Raw genomic sequence first — 15,745 nt, 5'->3', positions numbered from 1 at the left:
GTGCGATGTTGCGGATTTACAAATAATAATGCAGTAGTTATAATACAAGTAAGATATGAGAACGATTCCACATAAGAGCGCGAGCAACAACATAAAACAAACCATTGAAAAGTGTTAAAATTATCAAAAAGCTTAAAAAAATGGAAAGATTACCGTTCCCTGTATGAATGGATATATGAAATCAATCTCATAAATAAATAAAAAACAATGGATCAGAGATAATAAATCCCGGGAAGCTGAAGAAAGAACAGACAGATCTGATCCGAAGAAAGGGAAAGCAGAAAGAGATGACTGTCCGGGAACAGTAGCAGAAAAGGAGGAAGGACATGGATTACAGAAAGACAGCACAGGAAATCTATGATCATGTAGGAAAGAAAGAAAACATCATTTCCGCGGCGCACTGTGCAACAAGGCTTCGTCTGGTCATTGCGGATAATGACAAGGCGGATAAGGAATATGTAGAGAACATCGACGGTGTGAAGGGCGTGTTTTTCGCACAGGGACAGATGCAGATCATCCTGGGAACAGGAGTTGTAAACAAGGTTTATGATGAATTTATCCAGATCGCCGGAATATCAGAGAGTAGTAAGGATGAGCTTAAGAAGGTGGCAGCATCCAAGGCTAATCCAATACAGAGACTGATCAAGACACTGGGAGATATTTTTGTCCCGATCATCCCAGCTATCGTAGCCAGCGGATTTTTGATGGGAATCATGGAAGCCCTGAACTTCATGGTAAACAACGGCTTCCTGAATATTAACACCAATGGTTCCATTTATGTATTTGCACAGCTTTTCAGTAACACAGCGTATACATTTCTGCCGATCCTTATCGCTTACAGTGGTGCGAAGGTATTCGGTGCCAACCCTTATCTGGGTGCGGTTATCGGTATGATCATGATCCATCCAAATCTGCAGAATGCCTGGACTGTTGCAACAGAGGGTGTGCAGGCAACGCAGAAGGTATGGTTTGGACTTTACTCCATTGACATGGTGGGATATCAGGGACATGTGATCCCGGTTATCATTGCAGTATGGGTACTGGCACAGATCGAGAAAAGACTTCATAAGATCGTACCTGCAATGTTCGATCTTTTTGTAACACCACTTGTCAGTGTTTTTGTAACCGGTTATCTTACACTTTCCATTATCGGACCGATCTTCGTAGCTGTTGAGAACGGACTTCTGGATGGGATCCAGTGGCTGATCGCACTGCCATTTGGAATCGGAAGCTTTATCATGGGTGCCTTTTATGCACCGACTGTTGTTGCCGGTGTTCATCACATGTACACTATCATTGACCTTGGACAGCTGGCCAAATTCGGCGTTACCTACTGGCTGCCACTTGCATCTGCAGCTAACATTGCACAGGGTGGTGCAGCTCTTGCTGTAGGGCTGAAATCCAGAAATCAGAAGATCAAATCCATGGCTGTTCCTTCTGCCTTAAGCGCATGCATGGGAATCACAGAGCCGGCAATCTTCGGTGTAAACCTCCGCTTCGGAAAGCCGTTTATCATGGGCTGCCTGGGTGGTGCATGCGGAGCACTTTTTGCCTCCATTAGCAGTCTTGGTGCCACAGGAACAGGTGTTACCGGTATCTTCGGAATCCTGCTGTGCCTGAATAATCCAGTTGGTTATATCCTGATGTTTGCCATCGCATTTGGTGTGGCTTTTGTGCTTACCTGGATGTTCGGATATAAGGATGAGGTACAGGAAACAGCTGAGAAAAATATTGAAGCAGAGAAAAAATCAGATGCTCCGGCAGAAATTGCCCAGGAGAAAACTTCAGAGACAGGTGCACAGATCCTCTACAGCCCGCTTGAGGGAACTGCGATCCCGCTTTCAGAAGTAAAGGATGCAACCTTTGCATCTGAAGTCCTTGGAAGGGGCATGGCAGTGATTCCGTCCAAAGGTGAAGTAAAAGCACCCTGTGATGCTACGGTTTCTACAATTTTTGATACAAAGCATGCCATCGGGCTTGCAACAGAAAGTGGTCTGGAGCTGCTGATCCATATCGGCGTTGACACCGTTGAACTTGGCGGTAAATTCTACACCGCTCATGTAAAGGACGGTGACGTGGTCAAAAAAGGCCAGACACTGATCACTTTTGATATGGATGCTATTAAGGCAGCCGGCTATGAGGTGACCACACCGCTGATCGTAACCAATACCGATGATTATGAAGAAGTAAAAATGCTTGCAGAAGGAACAGTAAATAATAGTTCTGAAGTACTGGAGGTAAAATAAAATGAGTTCTCTGACCAAGGTCCTTGCGGAGGAAGTGCGAAAAATCGAGGAAACGGCAGCAGTAGGAAGGACGATGCAGACAAACCGTCTGACCCATCATCTGATGCCGCCTGTGGGATGGCTCAATGACCCGAACGGATTATGCTGGTACAAGGGAAGATATCATGTGTTTTTCCAGTATTCTCCGTTTGAGGCCAACGGTGGACTGAAATTCTGGGGACATTACTCCAGTGAAGATATGATCAGCTGGAGATATGAAGGGGTTCCGCTTCTGCCGGACAGCATTTATGACTGTCATGGTGTTTACTCAGGCTCTGCCATTGCGGAGAAAGATAAGCTTCATCTTTTCTACACAGGAAACATCAAGATGGATGGAGATTATGATTATATCAATAACGGAAGGCAGTCCAGCACTCTTCATGTGGAGAGTGCGGACGGCCTTCATTTCGGAACAAAGGAGGTTGCAGTTTCCTGTGAGGATTATCCGGAGAATTACACCTGCCACATCCGTGACCCGAAGGTCTGGAAGGAGGGGAAAGAGTACCGGATGATCCTTGGCGGCCGTCAGAAAAGCGACCATGGCGCCGTACTTTTTTACAGATCCGAAGATCTGAAGAACTGGAAATTTGACGGTGAGCTTACTACGGAGAAGGCATTCGGATACATGTGGGAGTGCCCGGATTTTTTCACTCTTGAGGGACAGGAGGTGCTTTCTGTATCTCCCCAGGGACTGACCAGAGAAGAGTTCCGTTTTCAGAACATCTATCAGTCCGGATACTTTATCCTGAAGGCTGGAAAGCCGGAGGAAAAAGCTTTCCGGGAATGGGACCACGGCTTTGATTTCTATGCACCCCAGACATTCCAGGATGGAAAGGGCAGACGGATCCTGATCGGCTGGATGGGAATGCCGGATGCAGATGAGGAGTATGTGAATCCTACAGCAGAGAGCGAAGGCTGGCAGCATTGCCTGACTGTTCCAAGGGAAGTTACGTATAAAAACGGAATGCTTTATCAGTATCCGGTGGAAGAACTGAACGGGCTGAGAAAGGCTGGCGTTTCTGTCAGCGGTTCCAGTGCGGAGATTCCGGTGAATGGACCGTTTGATCTGGATGTTCAGGTAAAAGGTGAGCAGGGTAAAGTAAGCCTTGGGGAAAATCTCTTCCTGGAATATCAGGACGGAGATGTGATCTTAACTCTCTCCGAGAAGGCCGGTGCCGGACGTAAAGTACGTAAGGCGCATGTTCCGTCCGGTGTGATCGAAAGCATCAGAGTTCTTGCGGATACTACAGCTGTGGAAATCTATGTGAATGGCGGAGAGGTTGTTTTCTCTTCCAGATATTATCCGGAAACGCAGGAACAGACTGTGAAGGTGGAGGCTGTGGAGTGTGATGGGAAGATTTATGTGCTGAAGAATTATGTGATGGAGTAGGCAGAGCTTATTGATTGATTGGGAAATACAGCAAGATCAGAATACGAATACCTATAGAGTAGCTATGCAGTGAATTCCATATTCACAGAAATAAGAAATGACCGTATAATAAAGCAGGTGGGAAAATCCGCAGCCGGAATCCCAGCCTGCTTTATTTTTTGATGTAAGTGAAATACATGAATTGTGCCGGCTGCTTGAGTATAGAAGGATGGCTGCTGAAGAAATGTTGGTGGCTGTCTTTACATAGAAGAAATGCTGCTGACTGGATGTTTGCTTTACAGGAGAGGAAATATCACGGAAGACAGATTACACTGTCCAGAAAAGTGTTCAGATATTTGTTTTACAGGAAGGTAAATATCCGGGGTGATGTTACTGAAGATGTACTGGCATATTGGCATTGCATTGCATAAATTTTTACAGAAGAGGAGGCTGCAATGAACTATACATATATCGTGCAGTGTGCAGACGGCACGCTCTACACCGGCTGGACAAACTGCCTTGCCAGGCGGATGAAAGCGCACAATGAAGGCAAGTCAGGTGCCAAATATACCCGGGCCAAGCGGCCGGTGAAGCTGGTGTATTATGAGGGCTTTGCCACAAGGGAAGAGGCCATGAGCCGGGAGTACCGGATTAAGCAGCTGACCAGGGAGAAGAAGCTGGAGCTGATGAGGTTTTGAATTTTGATAAACATTTTGATATTTCAAAAGGCTTCAAATGTGTGGAGCATTATGTAGCGGAACTGAAAGATAAGGATATGTATGTTCTGCTGAATCTTATTGGTATCTCAGCATAACAACTGAATCAAAGGTATCCCCATTGTCGATCCACTGACAGCTGCCATCATTTTTTTCACAGATATATTCAATTATGGACAGGCCGAATCCATGGTTGAGGATATCTTTTTTTGATGTTTTGTGGTCGAATGGTTTTTCCGGATCTTTGCTGTTTTGCATGTGGACAGTAAGAAAACCGGCGGACATTTTTGACGTTACAGAGATAAACGGTGCTTCAGAACCGGAAGTGTTGCAGCTTTCGATTCCATTATCCAACAAGTTGAAAAATATACTGCTCAGTTCCGAAGAGGGAATATTGGATTTCTCCGGAAGAAGAACCTCGTAGGTAACTTTGATATTTTTCTGCATGGCAAGAAATCTTTTGTCCGCAAGGATGGCGTTGATCAGGCTGTCCTGACAGATGGGATGGAAACGTTCTCTCTGAAAATCATCGGTGATGGCTGGCAGGTAGTTCTGGATTTTATCATATTCGTTCGTTTTCAGGTAATTCTGAAGTGTCTCAAGTTTCCGGGTGGTAGACTGCTGGAATTCCAGAGTCTCCTGCTTTCTGGAAACAAACAGCTGCTCCTGTTCTTTCTGTAACTGTTCCTGTTTCTTAAGAGTCTGAAATTTTGCCTCTTCCTGAGCATTTTTGAGCGATCGTCTGGCAAGAAGGTAGATCCTGCGGTAAGTGAGGGCCAGAAAAAAGAGAAGCATTATCTGTCAGAACAGAGCATATTCCTGTAGCAAAGCTCCCAGGAAAAGAGATGCCTGAACACAGAAAAGTTCTATAAAAAGAATAGTAAAGCCTCGTTTCATAAAGTCCTCTTTTCCGGCGGAAGTTCTGAAAGAATTGTTTCCAGATATACATCTGCCTCAAGATATTTTTGGGTGCGGATCAGATAATTCAGTGAAAAGAGATGGTTTTCCATATCGTGATTCCATTTTCGCACAGATTGATATTCTTGTTCCATTTCGGTTGTATATTCCAGCTGTTTCTGAAGAAAACTCATCTGCTGAACCAACAGTTCGTGTCTTTTTTCTCTGAGAGAAATGTTGTGAAAAGCCCTGGCTATTATCAGACAGCAGAGAAGATTGAGAAACCAGTACAATACGATCAGCCATTTTAACAAATGTAGCAAGAATTCTCCCACCTCTTCAGGTGGTGAGATGAATTGCACATCTGAGCATATCTGCTCAAAAAAATCTCTATAGTATAAAAGAAACACTTGTTCTCTCTTCCCTGATGTAGTATACTGAAAAGAACAATTAGTTCATAAATACATATCCGTCGATATAAGAAAAAGGATGATAAATATAATGGAGTTAGACCATGAAAGATGCATTCTGGGGTCAGATCTTCGGTCTGCTCAGTGCAGGCGGAGCAACGATTGAAACGATACGGCAGTATATAGAAAGCCAGGGTGAGAAGAATGAACCGCGCCGTAAAAATAAGGATCTATCCAAATAAAGAGCAGAGAGTTCAGATAGAGCAAACAATCGGCTGCAGCCGCTTTATCTATAACCAGATGCTTGCAGATAAGATCAGCTATTACCAGAAAGAAAAAAAGATGCTCCGGAACACACCGGCCGGATATAAAAAGGAATATCCATGGCTGAAAGAGGTGGATTCCCTTGCCCTGGCGAATGCGCAGCTGCATCTGGAAAGTGCGTTCCGGAAGTTTTTTCGGGAACCAGCCTGCGGATTTCCACGTTATAAATCAAAGAAGCATGCAAGAAATTCATATACGACCAATGCACTAAACGGAAATATCCTTTTGCAGGATACCCATCTGAAGCTTCCAAAGATGTCCGTCATAAGGATAAAACTTCACCGTCAGATTCCATCAGACTGGAAACTGAAGTCTGTAACTGTGAGCCGTGAGCCATCCGGGAAATATTTTGCCAGCCTTTTGTTCTGCTGTGAGAACCAAACAGTGGAAAAAAGACCGGCAGAGAGATTTCTTGGGATCGATTTTGCCATGCATGGAATGTGTGTATTTTCTACAGGAGAAAGAGCCGGGTACCCTATGTTTTACAGAAAAGCAGAGAAAAAACTTGCAAGAGAACAGAGAAAGCTCTCCCACTGTGAAAAAGAAAGCCGGAACTATCAGAAACAGAAAAAAAGGGTAGCTTTATGTCATGAAAAGATAAAGAATCAGAGAAAAGATTTCCAGCATAAGCTCAGTAGGGAGCTTGCGGAAAGATATGATGCAGTATGTGTGGAAGATCTGAATCTGAAGGGAATGTCCGGAGGGCTGCACCTTGGGAAAGGTGTGCAGGATAACGGGTACGGGCAGTTTCTGTTCATGCTGGGATACAAGCTGGAAGAATGTGGAAAACATCTTATAAAAGTAGACCGTTATTTTGCATCCAGCAAGATCTGCAGTGTATGCGGACATAAGAAAAAGGAACTGGCATTGTCGGATAGAATGTATGTTTGTGAATGTGGAAATAGGATGGACCGGGATGTGAATGCAGCAGTCAACATCCGTGAAGAAGGAAAAAGAATCTATAAAGAATGTGCCTGACGGCACAAGAAAAAAATCCGTAACCGGATAAACATAAAAAACAAAACCGCGGGACACGCGGGGATAGCCTGTTTTAGCTTTGCCCTAAAGGGTAATCGAGCAGGAAGCCCCCACTTCAAAATCGTAAGATTTAAGTGGGGGGAGCATGTCACCTGCAGTGGTCTTTCCACACTGACCATCGGCTGAGATCATCGGGATCACAGGCTGGATCAGGCATAATAAGAAGCCCCGGAACACGAGGCAGCTTCAGAGAAGTTATAACTTCGACTTCCTGAGGTCTGTCCGTGTTCCGGGGCTTTAAGTTTTTAAGGTATCCGAAAGGTGAGATTGTTATCTATCTGATCACAGAGTAACTCAGTGGATCGCCATACCGGCTACAAAGAAATACATTACAACAAAATGGCACACACTTCCCAGCATCACAAAGACATGAAATACTTCGTGGGAGCCGAAATTCTTATGCTTCGCATTGAAGATCGGAAGCTTTAGCGCATAGATCACACCGCCGATGGTATAGATGATGCCGCCGGCAAGGAGCCATCCGAAGCCTGCACGGGGCAGATTGTGGAAGATCGGAACAAAAGCAAGTACACACAGCCAGCCCATTCCAATGTAGATCACAGAGGAAAGCCATTTTGGGCAGTTGATCCAGCAGCCCTTGAGGATCATTCCGATGATGGCAACGGTCCATACGAGGGCACAGAGGATATAGCCGGTGCGTCCGTGGAGAACGATCAGGCATACAGGAGTGTAGCTGCCGGCGATCATCACGAAGATCATCATGTGATCCATTTTTTTCAGACGGCGGTTCACCTTGGCTGTGGAGCTTACGGAATGGTAAAGTGTGCTTGCCAGGTAAAGAAGGATCATGGTAAGGATAAAAACACTTACTGCAAAAACATGGAGAACATCTGCACTTCTGGCCGCCTTCACGATCAGCGGAGTGGCTCCGGCCACGGCAAGAAGCATGCCGATTCCGTGGGTTATGGCGCTTCCCGGATCTTTTAATTTAAATTTCATATAAAAACACCTCCTGCAAAAAAATCTGCTGTTTATATCATATGGACAACTTCAAGATCAGTTCATCAATGACGGATCATTGCGACAGTTTACGATGTAATAATGTAGAAACTAATAAAATAACATGTAGTATTCAAAACTACATATCAAGTATACGAATACTATACCACTATTATTCAAAAATGCAACCCCTATTTTCGAAAAAAATTTTATCAGGATTTATTTCTGCAGCAGGCATACGACAATGCGGCTCCTGCGACAGATAAATAAGAGATTTTTATGCATATTTCTCCCAGTTTTTCGCATAATAACCATATGAAAAACAAATAGTTAACATAACATTGATGTACAATGAACAGAAAATACAGGAGGAATTCAGGAAGATGAAAGCAACGGGAATTGTTCGCAGGATCGATGATCTGGGCAGGGTTGTGATTCCAAAAGAGATACGAAAGACACTGCGGATCAAGGAAGGAACGCCACTGGAGATTTTTACAGACAGGGAAGGACAGATCATCCTGAAAAAATATTCGCCCATTGGAGAGCTGAATACGTTTGCTGCGGAATATGCGGAAGCGCTGGTACAGACCACCGGATTGACTGCCTGTATTACAGATCGTGATCAGGTCGTGGCGGCATGCGGCAGCGGAAGCCGGGAACTGGAAGGAAAAGAGATCAGTTCTGATCTGGATGCAGTCATTGCCGGCAGGAAAGGCAGAATGGTCAGTCAGGACAGCAGGGAAAATATATCAGTCATTTCCGACGCTATGGATTCATTTTGCCAGAAAATGATACAGCCGATCCTGTGTGCGAGTGACGCCATTGGAGCAGTGATCCTTCTGACTAAAAGTGAAAAAACAGCACTGGGAGACACAGAACGTGCCCTTGTCCGCACAGCAGCCGGTTTTCTTGGCAGACAGATGGAGCAGTAAAAGTGCATCAGATGTACAGAAAAATGTGTGCAGATCAAGATATAAACATCAGATGTAGATGCCAGGAGCTGCAGATCAGGGAGGGTGCGGACACCGGGAAGGAAAGCAGTGGTATTCTTCCAGAGTCAGATTTGTGATAGTGAGCCAGGAAGCCAGAGGTTTGGTCACATAGCGGATGTGCCATGGCTCGTAAGGGATGCCGGTGATCTCCTCTTTGCTTTTTGGGTACCGGAGGATAAAACCATAGAGCGGAGCGTTCTTTTTCAGCCAGCGGCCTTCTCCTGTTGCGGAAAACCTTTCGGAGAGCTCCATATGGATGGAAGGGCAGGATACATCCAGAGCAAGTCCGCTCTGGTGCTCACTTGTTCCTGGCTCTGCAACGAAAGGACTTCCTGTAAAAAGCTCCTTCTGTCGCTGGTAGGAACGATATCCGGAAACTGCCCACAGGTTCAGACCGCATCTGTGACAGGCATGGAAAAGCTGGGAAGCGGCTTTTGCAGCCTGATACTCCAGAAGTCGCTTCGGATCTCCCGGTGCTGCTTCAAATGGAAGTCCGATATCGATGAGATGTTCCGGCACAAAGGCTTCCGGTAGAGGATGCTCCCTACTGATCAGCCGGGTATAAAATTCTCTGTGCAATAAAAACCCTCCTTTCCTTATCCATAAGCTTATGATAAGAAAGGAGGGTTTATGAATGCTTATTTCTGTTTATCAGAGCTCTTTTTCACTCATTTCTTCCAGGAGAGCCTTCTTCATGTCATAGAGTGACTGGGAGAGATCTACATAAACCTTCTGCGGATTAACGAAACGTCTGGATTCATCCCACAGTGTGTTCTGCTCCTGTTTGCAGTAGTCGCGGAGTTCCATGACAGATGGAGACTTGTAAACACTCTTACCATCTTTAATTACCGGAACAAGGAGCTCACGGAGTTCGTAGGTTCCGCCAAGAACCTTGGTCTTTTTCCAGGTGTCAACCGGGTCGAAGATCACCATAGTTTCTTCCGGATCGAATTTCTCATTTGCAAGGCAGATCAGATCGGCCTTGATCTTGCCGGTCTTCTTGCTGTAGATACGGTATACAGTCTTGTTGCCCGGGTTGGTAACCTTTTCTGTGTTTTCGGAAAGCTTGATCTTCGGCTGGAAGGCATCGCTGTCAGCGTCCTTTACAGCGGCAAGTTTGTATACGCCGCCGAATGCCGGATTGTTATCGGCTGTGATCAGCTTGGTTCCGACGCCCCAGGAATTGATCTTGGCATCCTGGGCCTTCAGGCTTTCGATAAGATATTCATCAAGATCGCTGGATGCGGAAATGGTAGCATCATCGAAACCGGCAGCAGCCAGCATCTTGTAAGCTTTTTTGGAAAGATATGCAAGATCACCGCTGTCGATACGGATTCCATAGTTCTTCAGCTGGATACCTTCCTCACGCATCTCTTCAAATACACGGATTGCATTGGGAACACCGGATTTCAGGACATCGTAGGTGTCAACCAGAAGAGTACAGGAATTCGGGTAAAGTCTCGCATAGGTCTTAAAGGCAGTGTACTCATCCGGGAAACTCATGATCCAGGAATGAGCATGTGTTCCGAGAACCGGAACGTTAAACATCTGGCCGGTCAGTACGTTGGAAGTACCGGCACATCCGCCGATCACTGCAGCTCTGGCACCGAAGATCCCGGCGTCCGGACCCTGGGCACGGCGAAGACCGAATTCCATGATGGGATCGCCCTTGGCTGCATGGCATACACGTGCTGCCTTAGTGGCAATAAGACTCTGATGGTTCATAATGTTCAGGATGGCCGTCTCTACAAGCTGAGCTTCCATGATCGGTGCGATAACCTTGACCATCGGCTCTCTCGGGAAGATCACGGTTCCCTCCGGAATTGCGTAGATATCACCGGTGAATCTGAAGTTGCTCAAATACTCAAGGAAATCATCCTCAAAGATGCCAAGACTTCTCAGATAGGTAATGTCTTCTTCTGAGAAACGGAGATTTTCGATGTATTCGATCATCTGCTCCAGTCCTGCACAGATGGCAAAACCGCCATCACACGGATTGTTGCGGTAGAACATGTCAAAGACAACGGTCTGGTTGGTAGGGTTTTTGAAATATCCCTGCATCATGGTAAGCTCATAGAGGTCCGTGAGCAGAGTAAGGTTATTTGCTCGCATAGCGTTCTCCTTTGGATGCCTCCGGATATTGTGACCGGAGGGAAATACACGGTTGTTTCCGCTCTTTTTATTATACGGCTTATTATAACACAAAGGAGTGGATTGTAAAATTTTTTTTACTGCGTAAACCCGCATATAATAAGGAGTTTTAACAGCAGTTTAAGAAATTTTGAAAAAAAATAAAAAAAATTAAAAAAAGGGGTTGCAATTTCAAAAAAGCTGTTATATAATAACATCCGTCGCAAGCGATAAGGCAAGCGAAAAACAAAACACATAGGGCTATCGCCAAACGGTAAGGCAACGGACTCTGACTCCGTCAGTTCAAGGTTCGAATCCTTGTAGCCCTGCTTCTTAAGTACCTCAGTTGCGAGGTACTTTTTTTGTACTCAAAAATAAGAAGATATTCGCAATCCGCTGCGCCCCAAAAAAAACAAGTGCGTTTCTTCCTGCCAAGTGTTACAATAAAGTATAGACAGTATGACAGGAGGCATGAATGAGTTACAGTTTTGAGAGTCGAGTAAGATTCAGTGAGATCGGAGAAGATGGATGTCTAACGCTGCCGGGAGTTCTGGATTATTTTCAGGATTGTTGTACCTTTGAATCCGAGCAGACAGGAGTCGGTATGGAAGTATTAAAGGAACAGAAAAGAGCCTGGGTACTTTCTGCATGGCAGGTGATCGTGAAGCGATATCCGAAGCTTGGTGAAAATATAAAAGTAACAACAATTCCTTATGGATTCCGTGGATTTATCGGAATGCGTAATTTTATTCTTGAGACAATGGATGGTGAGAAGCTGGCATGGGCCAATTCCTACTGGTCCTTTATCAATACAGAAACCGGTCTTCCGGAAAAGCTAACACCGGCAGATACAGATCCCTATGATCTGGGCGAAAAAATAGAGATGGATTATGCACCAAGAAAGATCGCGCTTCCGAAGGAACGGGAAGTGCAGAATGCTTTTTCCGTACAGAAGCATCATCTGGACACCAATCATCATGTGAACAACTGTCAGTATATCCGGATGGCAGCGGATCATCTGCCTGAGGATTTTAAAGTTGGTCAGCTTCGTGCTGAATATAAACGTCAGGCAGTACTGGATAATGTTATCATTCCGGAAGTATATATGACAGAAAATAAAGAAGCTGTAGTTCTCAACGCGGAGGATAAAGAACCTTACGCAGTAGTTGAGTTTACAAAATAAATATAGGCGGTAGAGATTAGTACATCGTTTTTGAAACAACTATACCGTAAAAGGAGGGCGCGCTATGCTTGAAAAATTAAAAGAAGAAGTTTACAGAGCAAATATGGATCTGCCAAAATATGGTCTTGTTACCTTTACATGGGGAAATGTCAGCGGGATCGACAGGGAGCAGGGACTTTTTGTGATCAAGCCAAGTGGTGTGGATTATGACAAGCTGACACCGGAAGATATGGTAGTGGTAGATCTTGATGGAAATAAAGTAGAAGGAAGATACAATCCATCCTCTGATACACCGACACATGCAGTTCTTTACAGAGCGTTTCCGAATATCGGCGGTATCGTACATACCCACTCATCCTGGGCAACAAGCTGGGCGCAGGCAGGCAGATCGATCCCGTGTTATGGAACCACACATGCAGATTATATTTACGGAGAAGTACCATGTGTGCGTAATCTGACCAAAAGAGAGATCGAAGAGGCATATGAGAAGAACACGGGAGTTCTTATTGCTGATTATTTCAAAAACAAAGATTATGAAGCAGTACCGGCTGTGCTGTGTAAGAACCACGGACCTTTTACCTGGGGTAAGGATGCTCATGAGGCAGTTCATAACGCAGTTGTTCTTGAGGAGGTTGCCAAGATGGCATCTCGCTGCGAGCTGATCAATCCGGATGTAAAACCGGCACCGCAGGAGCTTCAGGATAAGCATTACTACAGAAAACATGGTGCAAATGCATATTATGGTCAGGTAGGACAGGAAGACTGATCAGAAGAAAAAACAGTTTGACCCGATGGTGGATCGTCAATATCCGCTTGAGTGGAAATGCCGCGGAACAGTACCGCGGCATTTTTTGTCGAAAAATGCAGAAAATGTCAGATTTGCTGACCTTTAACACAGGTGCCGCCGAAATATATGCTAATGTCAAGAAAAATGCAGAACATTAACACATTTATTAAAATAGGTGGCAGGATGAAAATATACACTTATCAGGGAAAAAAGAACGTTTCCGGAGAAAAAATACGCCAGATGAGGAATATGAAACGGATGTCGCAATCTGCGCTGGCAGCAAAAATGCAGGTGGAAGGAGTGATGCTGGAGCGTGACAGTATCAGCCGGATCGAAGGAGGAGAACGTTTTGTAGCAGATTATGAACTGCGGGTGTTTGCAAAGGTGCTGGGAGTGGATGTGAAGTGGCTGCTGAATGAGCAGTAAATAAGGCAATATTGGATTACAGTTCGCTGGTAATATTCCGCGAAGCGTGTTACTGAAAACGGAGTGAAAAGTAACAATATTGGTCTGAATGGCAGGAATCTGTGTAAACTACTTGATATTTATGTCGGAAACTGCTACAGTATAAAGAAAAAAAGATGGCCGGGAAGTCCTGCGGAGGGCAAACGGTCACGGATAAGAAGATAGAGGCGCGGATTTTATCAGTATTTATGGATGCAAGGCCCTGGCAGGCTGTTCATAAAGAAAGGAAAATCTGCCGAAGTGCTCTGGAAGGCCAGATGACAGGGCGCTGGGATAACGCAGAATATGCGTTGTACTGTCACGGATGTGGAGCGCTATCGGTAGCACTTCGGGAGATCTGCATTTAATATGCTGAATGGAGATTTTCTGACGGGCTATTAGTTAAATAAGGATTATTTAACCGGAGGTGTTCTTAAGAAGAGACAGCCTCCGTTTTTTTGTCCCCGAAAAGGGAGGAGAAAAATGAGTAAAAAAGCAGGAACAGCATTGTCTGTTATGGCAATGGTATTCATGGGCGCACTGGCAAGTCCCCTGACTGTGCTGGCTGCGGATGCGGAGGAGACTTACCAGCCTGCTCTGTATGCAACGATCTGGGCACTGCTTCCACCTCTTGTTGCGATCGTCCTTGCACTGATCACAAAAGAAGTATACAGTTCTCTGTTTGTGGGAATTGTAGTAGGAGCACTGATCTATTCCGGATTTAAATTTGAAGGAACGGTAACACAGATTTTTGAGGGAGGAATCATCAAGGTTCTTTCTGACAGCTATAACGTAGGTATCCTGATCTTCCTGGTAATCCTGGGATCTGTGGTATGTATGATGAACAAGGCCGGCGGCTCCGCCGCATTCGGACGATGGGCCAGCAAAAAGATCCACACGCGTGTGGGTGCAGAGCTTGCAGCGATCATCCTTGGAATCCTGATCTTCATTGACGATTATTTTAACTGCCTGACAGTAGGAAGCGTTATGCGTCCGGTAACTGACAGACATCACGTATCCAGAGCGAAATTTGCATACCTGATCGATGCAACAGCCGCTCCGGTATGTATCATCGCACCGATCTCATCCTGGGCAGCAGCAGTCAGCGGATTCGTAAAGGGACAGGATGGACTTTCGATTTTTGTAAGAACCATCCCGTATAACTTTTACGCGATCCTTACTATTGTAATGATGGTTGGCATGGTACTGATGAAAACCGAGTTTGGTGCCATGAGAACACATGAGATCAATGCTCTGAACGGAGATCTTTATACAACATCTGCAAGACCGTATGAGAATGCAACGGATGATGAGACACCGAATCCGAGAGGAAAGGTGATCGATCTTGTGATCCCGATCGTTGTGCTTGTTATCTGCTGTGTCATCAGTATGATCTACACAGGAGGATTTTTCAGCGGAACAGATTTTGTTACCGCATTTTCACAGAGTGATGCCTCTACAGGCCTTGCAATGGGAAGTGCTTTTGGTCTGGTGTTTGCCATTATTTTCTATATGATCCGCCGTGTGGTCAATTTCAGAGACTGTATGGGATGCATCCCGGAAGGCTTCAAGGCTATGGTACCGGCGATCATGATCCTGACCTTTGCATGGACACTGAAGGCTATGACAGACTCACTTGGTGCAGCGGTATTCGTAGAAGAAGCAATGCGTTCTGTTGCCGGTGGTATTGAAGTTATCCTTCCGGCCATTATTTTCCTGGTTGGATGTGGACTTGCATTTGCTACCGGTACTTCCTGGGGAACCTTTGGTATCCTGATCCCGATCGTTGTTGCGGTATTTGAGAAATCCAGTCCTGAGATGATGATCATTTCCATGTCCGCCTGCATGGCAGGTGCAGTTTGCGGAGACCACTGCTCACCGATCTCCGATACAACGATCATGGCTTCCGCAGGAGCACAGTGTGATCATGTGACTCACGTTTCCACACAGCTTCCGTATGCGATCCTGGCTGCGGCAGTATCCTTTGTAACTTATATTGTTGCAGGCTTTGTAAAAACAGCATGGATCGCTCTTCCGGTGGGAATCGTGCTGATGCTGATCGTACTTTTTGTCATTAAAATGATGAATCCGATGCCGGTTGAGAAACCAACAGAATAACAGACTGACCCAATGTGGGGGCAGATTCCCCCATGAATGGCAAATAAAAGGCAGTGACGGAAAGAAATTTCCGAAGCTGCCTTTTTTGTGCT

The 15,745-nt window shown here is 45.3% G+C and carries 15 protein-coding genes, 1 tRNA gene and 1 riboswitch; of the genes, 11 read left to right on the top strand and 5 right to left on the bottom strand.

What is annotated here, in order from left to right; all coding sequences use genetic code 11:
- Positions 1–326: 326 nt before the first annotated feature.
- The 3 genes from CCC70_RS09250 to CCC70_RS09240 all read left to right on the top strand — a co-directional run bounded on the left by CCC70_RS09250 (position 327) and on the right by CCC70_RS09240 (position 4,352).
- Positions 327–2,246, top strand: coding sequence for a PTS beta-glucoside transporter subunit IIBCA (locus tag CCC70_RS09250; protein ID WP_287084715.1), 1,920 nt, complete (start codon positions 327–329; stop codon positions 2,244–2,246).
- A gap of 1 nt (position 2,247) precedes the next feature.
- On the top strand, positions 2,248–3,675 hold the full coding sequence (locus CCC70_RS09245; RefSeq protein WP_287084714.1) for a glycoside hydrolase family 32 protein: 1,428 nt from the start codon (positions 2,248–2,250) through the stop codon (positions 3,673–3,675).
- Between the two features lie 434 nt (positions 3,676–4,109).
- Positions 4,110–4,352 (top strand): GIY-YIG nuclease family protein, encoded by a 243-nt coding sequence (locus CCC70_RS09240; RefSeq protein WP_118609232.1) that lies wholly within the window; start codon positions 4,110–4,112, stop codon positions 4,350–4,352.
- Between the two features lie 96 nt (positions 4,353–4,448).
- Here CCC70_RS09240 and CCC70_RS09235 read toward each other — a convergent pair whose 3' ends face one another.
- The gene (locus CCC70_RS09235; protein ID WP_287084713.1) at positions 4,449–5,165 is read right to left on the bottom strand and encodes an ATP-binding protein; all 717 of its coding nucleotides are present in this window, start codon (positions 5,163–5,165) and stop codon (positions 4,449–4,451) included.
- A gap of 98 nt (positions 5,166–5,263) precedes the next feature.
- Positions 5,264–5,590 carry a hypothetical protein gene (locus CCC70_RS09230; RefSeq protein ID WP_129976138.1) on the bottom strand — a complete coding sequence of 109 codons (327 nt, stop codon included), beginning with the start codon at positions 5,588–5,590 and terminating at the stop codon, positions 5,264–5,266.
- A 191-nt stretch (positions 5,591–5,781) separates the two neighbouring features.
- Here CCC70_RS09230 and CCC70_RS09225 point away from each other — a divergent pair, with 191 nt between their 5' ends.
- Both CCC70_RS09225 and CCC70_RS09220 read left to right on the top strand, forming a co-directional pair.
- Complete coding sequence (locus CCC70_RS09225) at positions 5,782–5,919, top strand: hypothetical protein (protein WP_199579967.1); 138 nt, start codon at positions 5,782–5,784, stop codon at positions 5,917–5,919.
- Complete coding sequence (locus CCC70_RS09220) at positions 5,882–6,979, top strand: RNA-guided endonuclease TnpB family protein (RefSeq protein ID WP_287084712.1); 1,098 nt, start codon at positions 5,882–5,884, stop codon at positions 6,977–6,979. Before CCC70_RS09225 ends, CCC70_RS09220 begins: the two co-directional genes overlap by 38 nt.
- Positions 6,980–7,333: 354 nt before the next feature.
- Here CCC70_RS09220 and trhA read toward each other — a convergent pair whose 3' ends face one another.
- A complete protein-coding gene (gene trhA / locus CCC70_RS09215) occupies positions 7,334–7,999 on the bottom strand; it encodes a PAQR family membrane homeostasis protein TrhA (RefSeq protein WP_110103161.1) in 666 nt (221 codons plus the stop codon).
- A 383-nt stretch (positions 8,000–8,382) separates the two neighbouring features.
- Between trhA and CCC70_RS09210 the strand changes: the two genes are divergently transcribed.
- Complete coding sequence (locus CCC70_RS09210) at positions 8,383–8,931, top strand: stage V sporulation T C-terminal domain-containing protein (protein WP_044962160.1); 549 nt, start codon at positions 8,383–8,385, stop codon at positions 8,929–8,931.
- Between the two features lie 75 nt (positions 8,932–9,006).
- On the opposite strand, the gene CCC70_RS09205 is transcribed toward CCC70_RS09210, so the two are convergent.
- Both CCC70_RS09205 and CCC70_RS09200 read right to left on the bottom strand, forming a co-directional pair.
- Positions 9,007–9,570: a M15 family metallopeptidase gene (locus CCC70_RS09205; protein ID WP_092071858.1), complete on the bottom strand. Its 564-nt coding sequence runs from the start codon at positions 9,568–9,570 to the stop codon at positions 9,007–9,009.
- Between the two features lie 72 nt (positions 9,571–9,642).
- A complete protein-coding gene (locus tag CCC70_RS09200; protein ID WP_270391738.1) occupies positions 9,643–11,103 on the bottom strand; it encodes a nicotinate phosphoribosyltransferase in 1,461 nt (486 codons plus the stop codon).
- A 275-nt stretch (positions 11,104–11,378) separates the two neighbouring features.
- Here CCC70_RS09200 and CCC70_RS09195 point away from each other — a divergent pair.
- The 5 genes from CCC70_RS09195 to CCC70_RS09175 all read left to right on the top strand — a co-directional run bounded on the left by CCC70_RS09195 (position 11,379) and on the right by CCC70_RS09175 (position 15,653).
- Positions 11,379–11,450: transfer RNA gene (locus CCC70_RS09195), tRNA-Gln, on the top strand.
- Between the two features lie 146 nt (positions 11,451–11,596).
- Positions 11,597–12,304 carry an acyl-[acyl-carrier-protein] thioesterase gene (locus CCC70_RS09190; RefSeq protein WP_021652581.1) on the top strand — a complete coding sequence of 236 codons (708 nt, stop codon included), beginning with the start codon at positions 11,597–11,599 and terminating at the stop codon, positions 12,302–12,304.
- A gap of 64 nt (positions 12,305–12,368) precedes the next feature.
- Entirely contained in the window at positions 12,369–13,070 is a 702-nt protein-coding gene (gene araD / locus CCC70_RS09185) for an L-ribulose-5-phosphate 4-epimerase (RefSeq protein ID WP_015526737.1), read from the top strand.
- A gap of 204 nt (positions 13,071–13,274) precedes the next feature.
- On the top strand, positions 13,275–13,517 hold the full coding sequence (locus tag CCC70_RS09180) for a helix-turn-helix domain-containing protein (protein ID WP_015526736.1): 243 nt from the start codon (positions 13,275–13,277) through the stop codon (positions 13,515–13,517).
- Between the two features lie 193 nt (positions 13,518–13,710).
- Positions 13,711–13,881: riboswitch (Lysine riboswitch) on the top strand.
- A 185-nt stretch (positions 13,882–14,066) separates the two neighbouring features.
- Entirely contained in the window at positions 14,067–15,653 is a 1,587-nt protein-coding gene (locus CCC70_RS09175) for a Na+/H+ antiporter NhaC family protein (protein WP_442859725.1), read from the top strand.
- Positions 15,654–15,745: the final 92 nt, after the last annotated feature.

It is taken from the genome of Blautia sp. LMAG:89, assembly GCF_008679485.1.
Lineage (GTDB): Bacteria > Bacillota > Clostridia > Lachnospirales > Lachnospiraceae > Blautia_A > Blautia_A fusiformis.
The sequence above is the reverse complement of the archived record's forward strand: the minus strand, read 5'-3'. Positions and strand labels throughout refer to the sequence as shown.

What these genes read in the sequence shown, in the direction of transcription:
- CCC70_RS09235 (WP_287084713.1), bottom strand. Translation starts at nt 5,165, where the DNA reads ATGCTTCTCTTTTTTCTGGCCCTCACTTACCGCAGGATCTACCTTCTT.
- CCC70_RS09220 (WP_287084712.1), top strand. Translation starts at nt 5,882, where the DNA reads ATGAACCGCGCCGTAAAAATAAGGATCTATCCAAATAAAGAGCAGAGA.
- trhA (WP_110103161.1), bottom strand. Translation starts at nt 7,999, where the DNA reads ATGAAATTTAAATTAAAAGATCCGGGAAGCGCCATAACCCACGGAATC.
- CCC70_RS09250 (WP_287084715.1), top strand. Translation starts at nt 327, where the DNA reads ATGGATTACAGAAAGACAGCACAGGAAATCTATGATCATGTAGGAAAG.
- CCC70_RS09245 (WP_287084714.1), top strand. Translation starts at nt 2,248, where the DNA reads ATGAGTTCTCTGACCAAGGTCCTTGCGGAGGAAGTGCGAAAAATCGAG.
- CCC70_RS09180 (WP_015526736.1), top strand. Translation starts at nt 13,275, where the DNA reads ATGAAAATATACACTTATCAGGGAAAAAAGAACGTTTCCGGAGAAAAA.
- CCC70_RS09225 (WP_199579967.1), top strand. Translation starts at nt 5,782, where the DNA reads ATGAAAGATGCATTCTGGGGTCAGATCTTCGGTCTGCTCAGTGCAGGC.
- CCC70_RS09200 (WP_270391738.1), bottom strand. Translation starts at nt 11,103, where the DNA reads ATGCGAGCAAATAACCTTACTCTGCTCACGGACCTCTATGAGCTTACC.
- araD (WP_015526737.1), top strand. Translation starts at nt 12,369, where the DNA reads ATGCTTGAAAAATTAAAAGAAGAAGTTTACAGAGCAAATATGGATCTG.
- CCC70_RS09190 (WP_021652581.1), top strand. Translation starts at nt 11,597, where the DNA reads ATGAGTTACAGTTTTGAGAGTCGAGTAAGATTCAGTGAGATCGGAGAA.
- CCC70_RS09240 (WP_118609232.1), top strand. Translation starts at nt 4,110, where the DNA reads ATGAACTATACATATATCGTGCAGTGTGCAGACGGCACGCTCTACACC.
- CCC70_RS09210 (WP_044962160.1), top strand. Translation starts at nt 8,383, where the DNA reads ATGAAAGCAACGGGAATTGTTCGCAGGATCGATGATCTGGGCAGGGTT.
- CCC70_RS09175 (WP_442859725.1), top strand. Translation starts at nt 14,067, where the DNA reads ATGGGCGCACTGGCAAGTCCCCTGACTGTGCTGGCTGCGGATGCGGAG.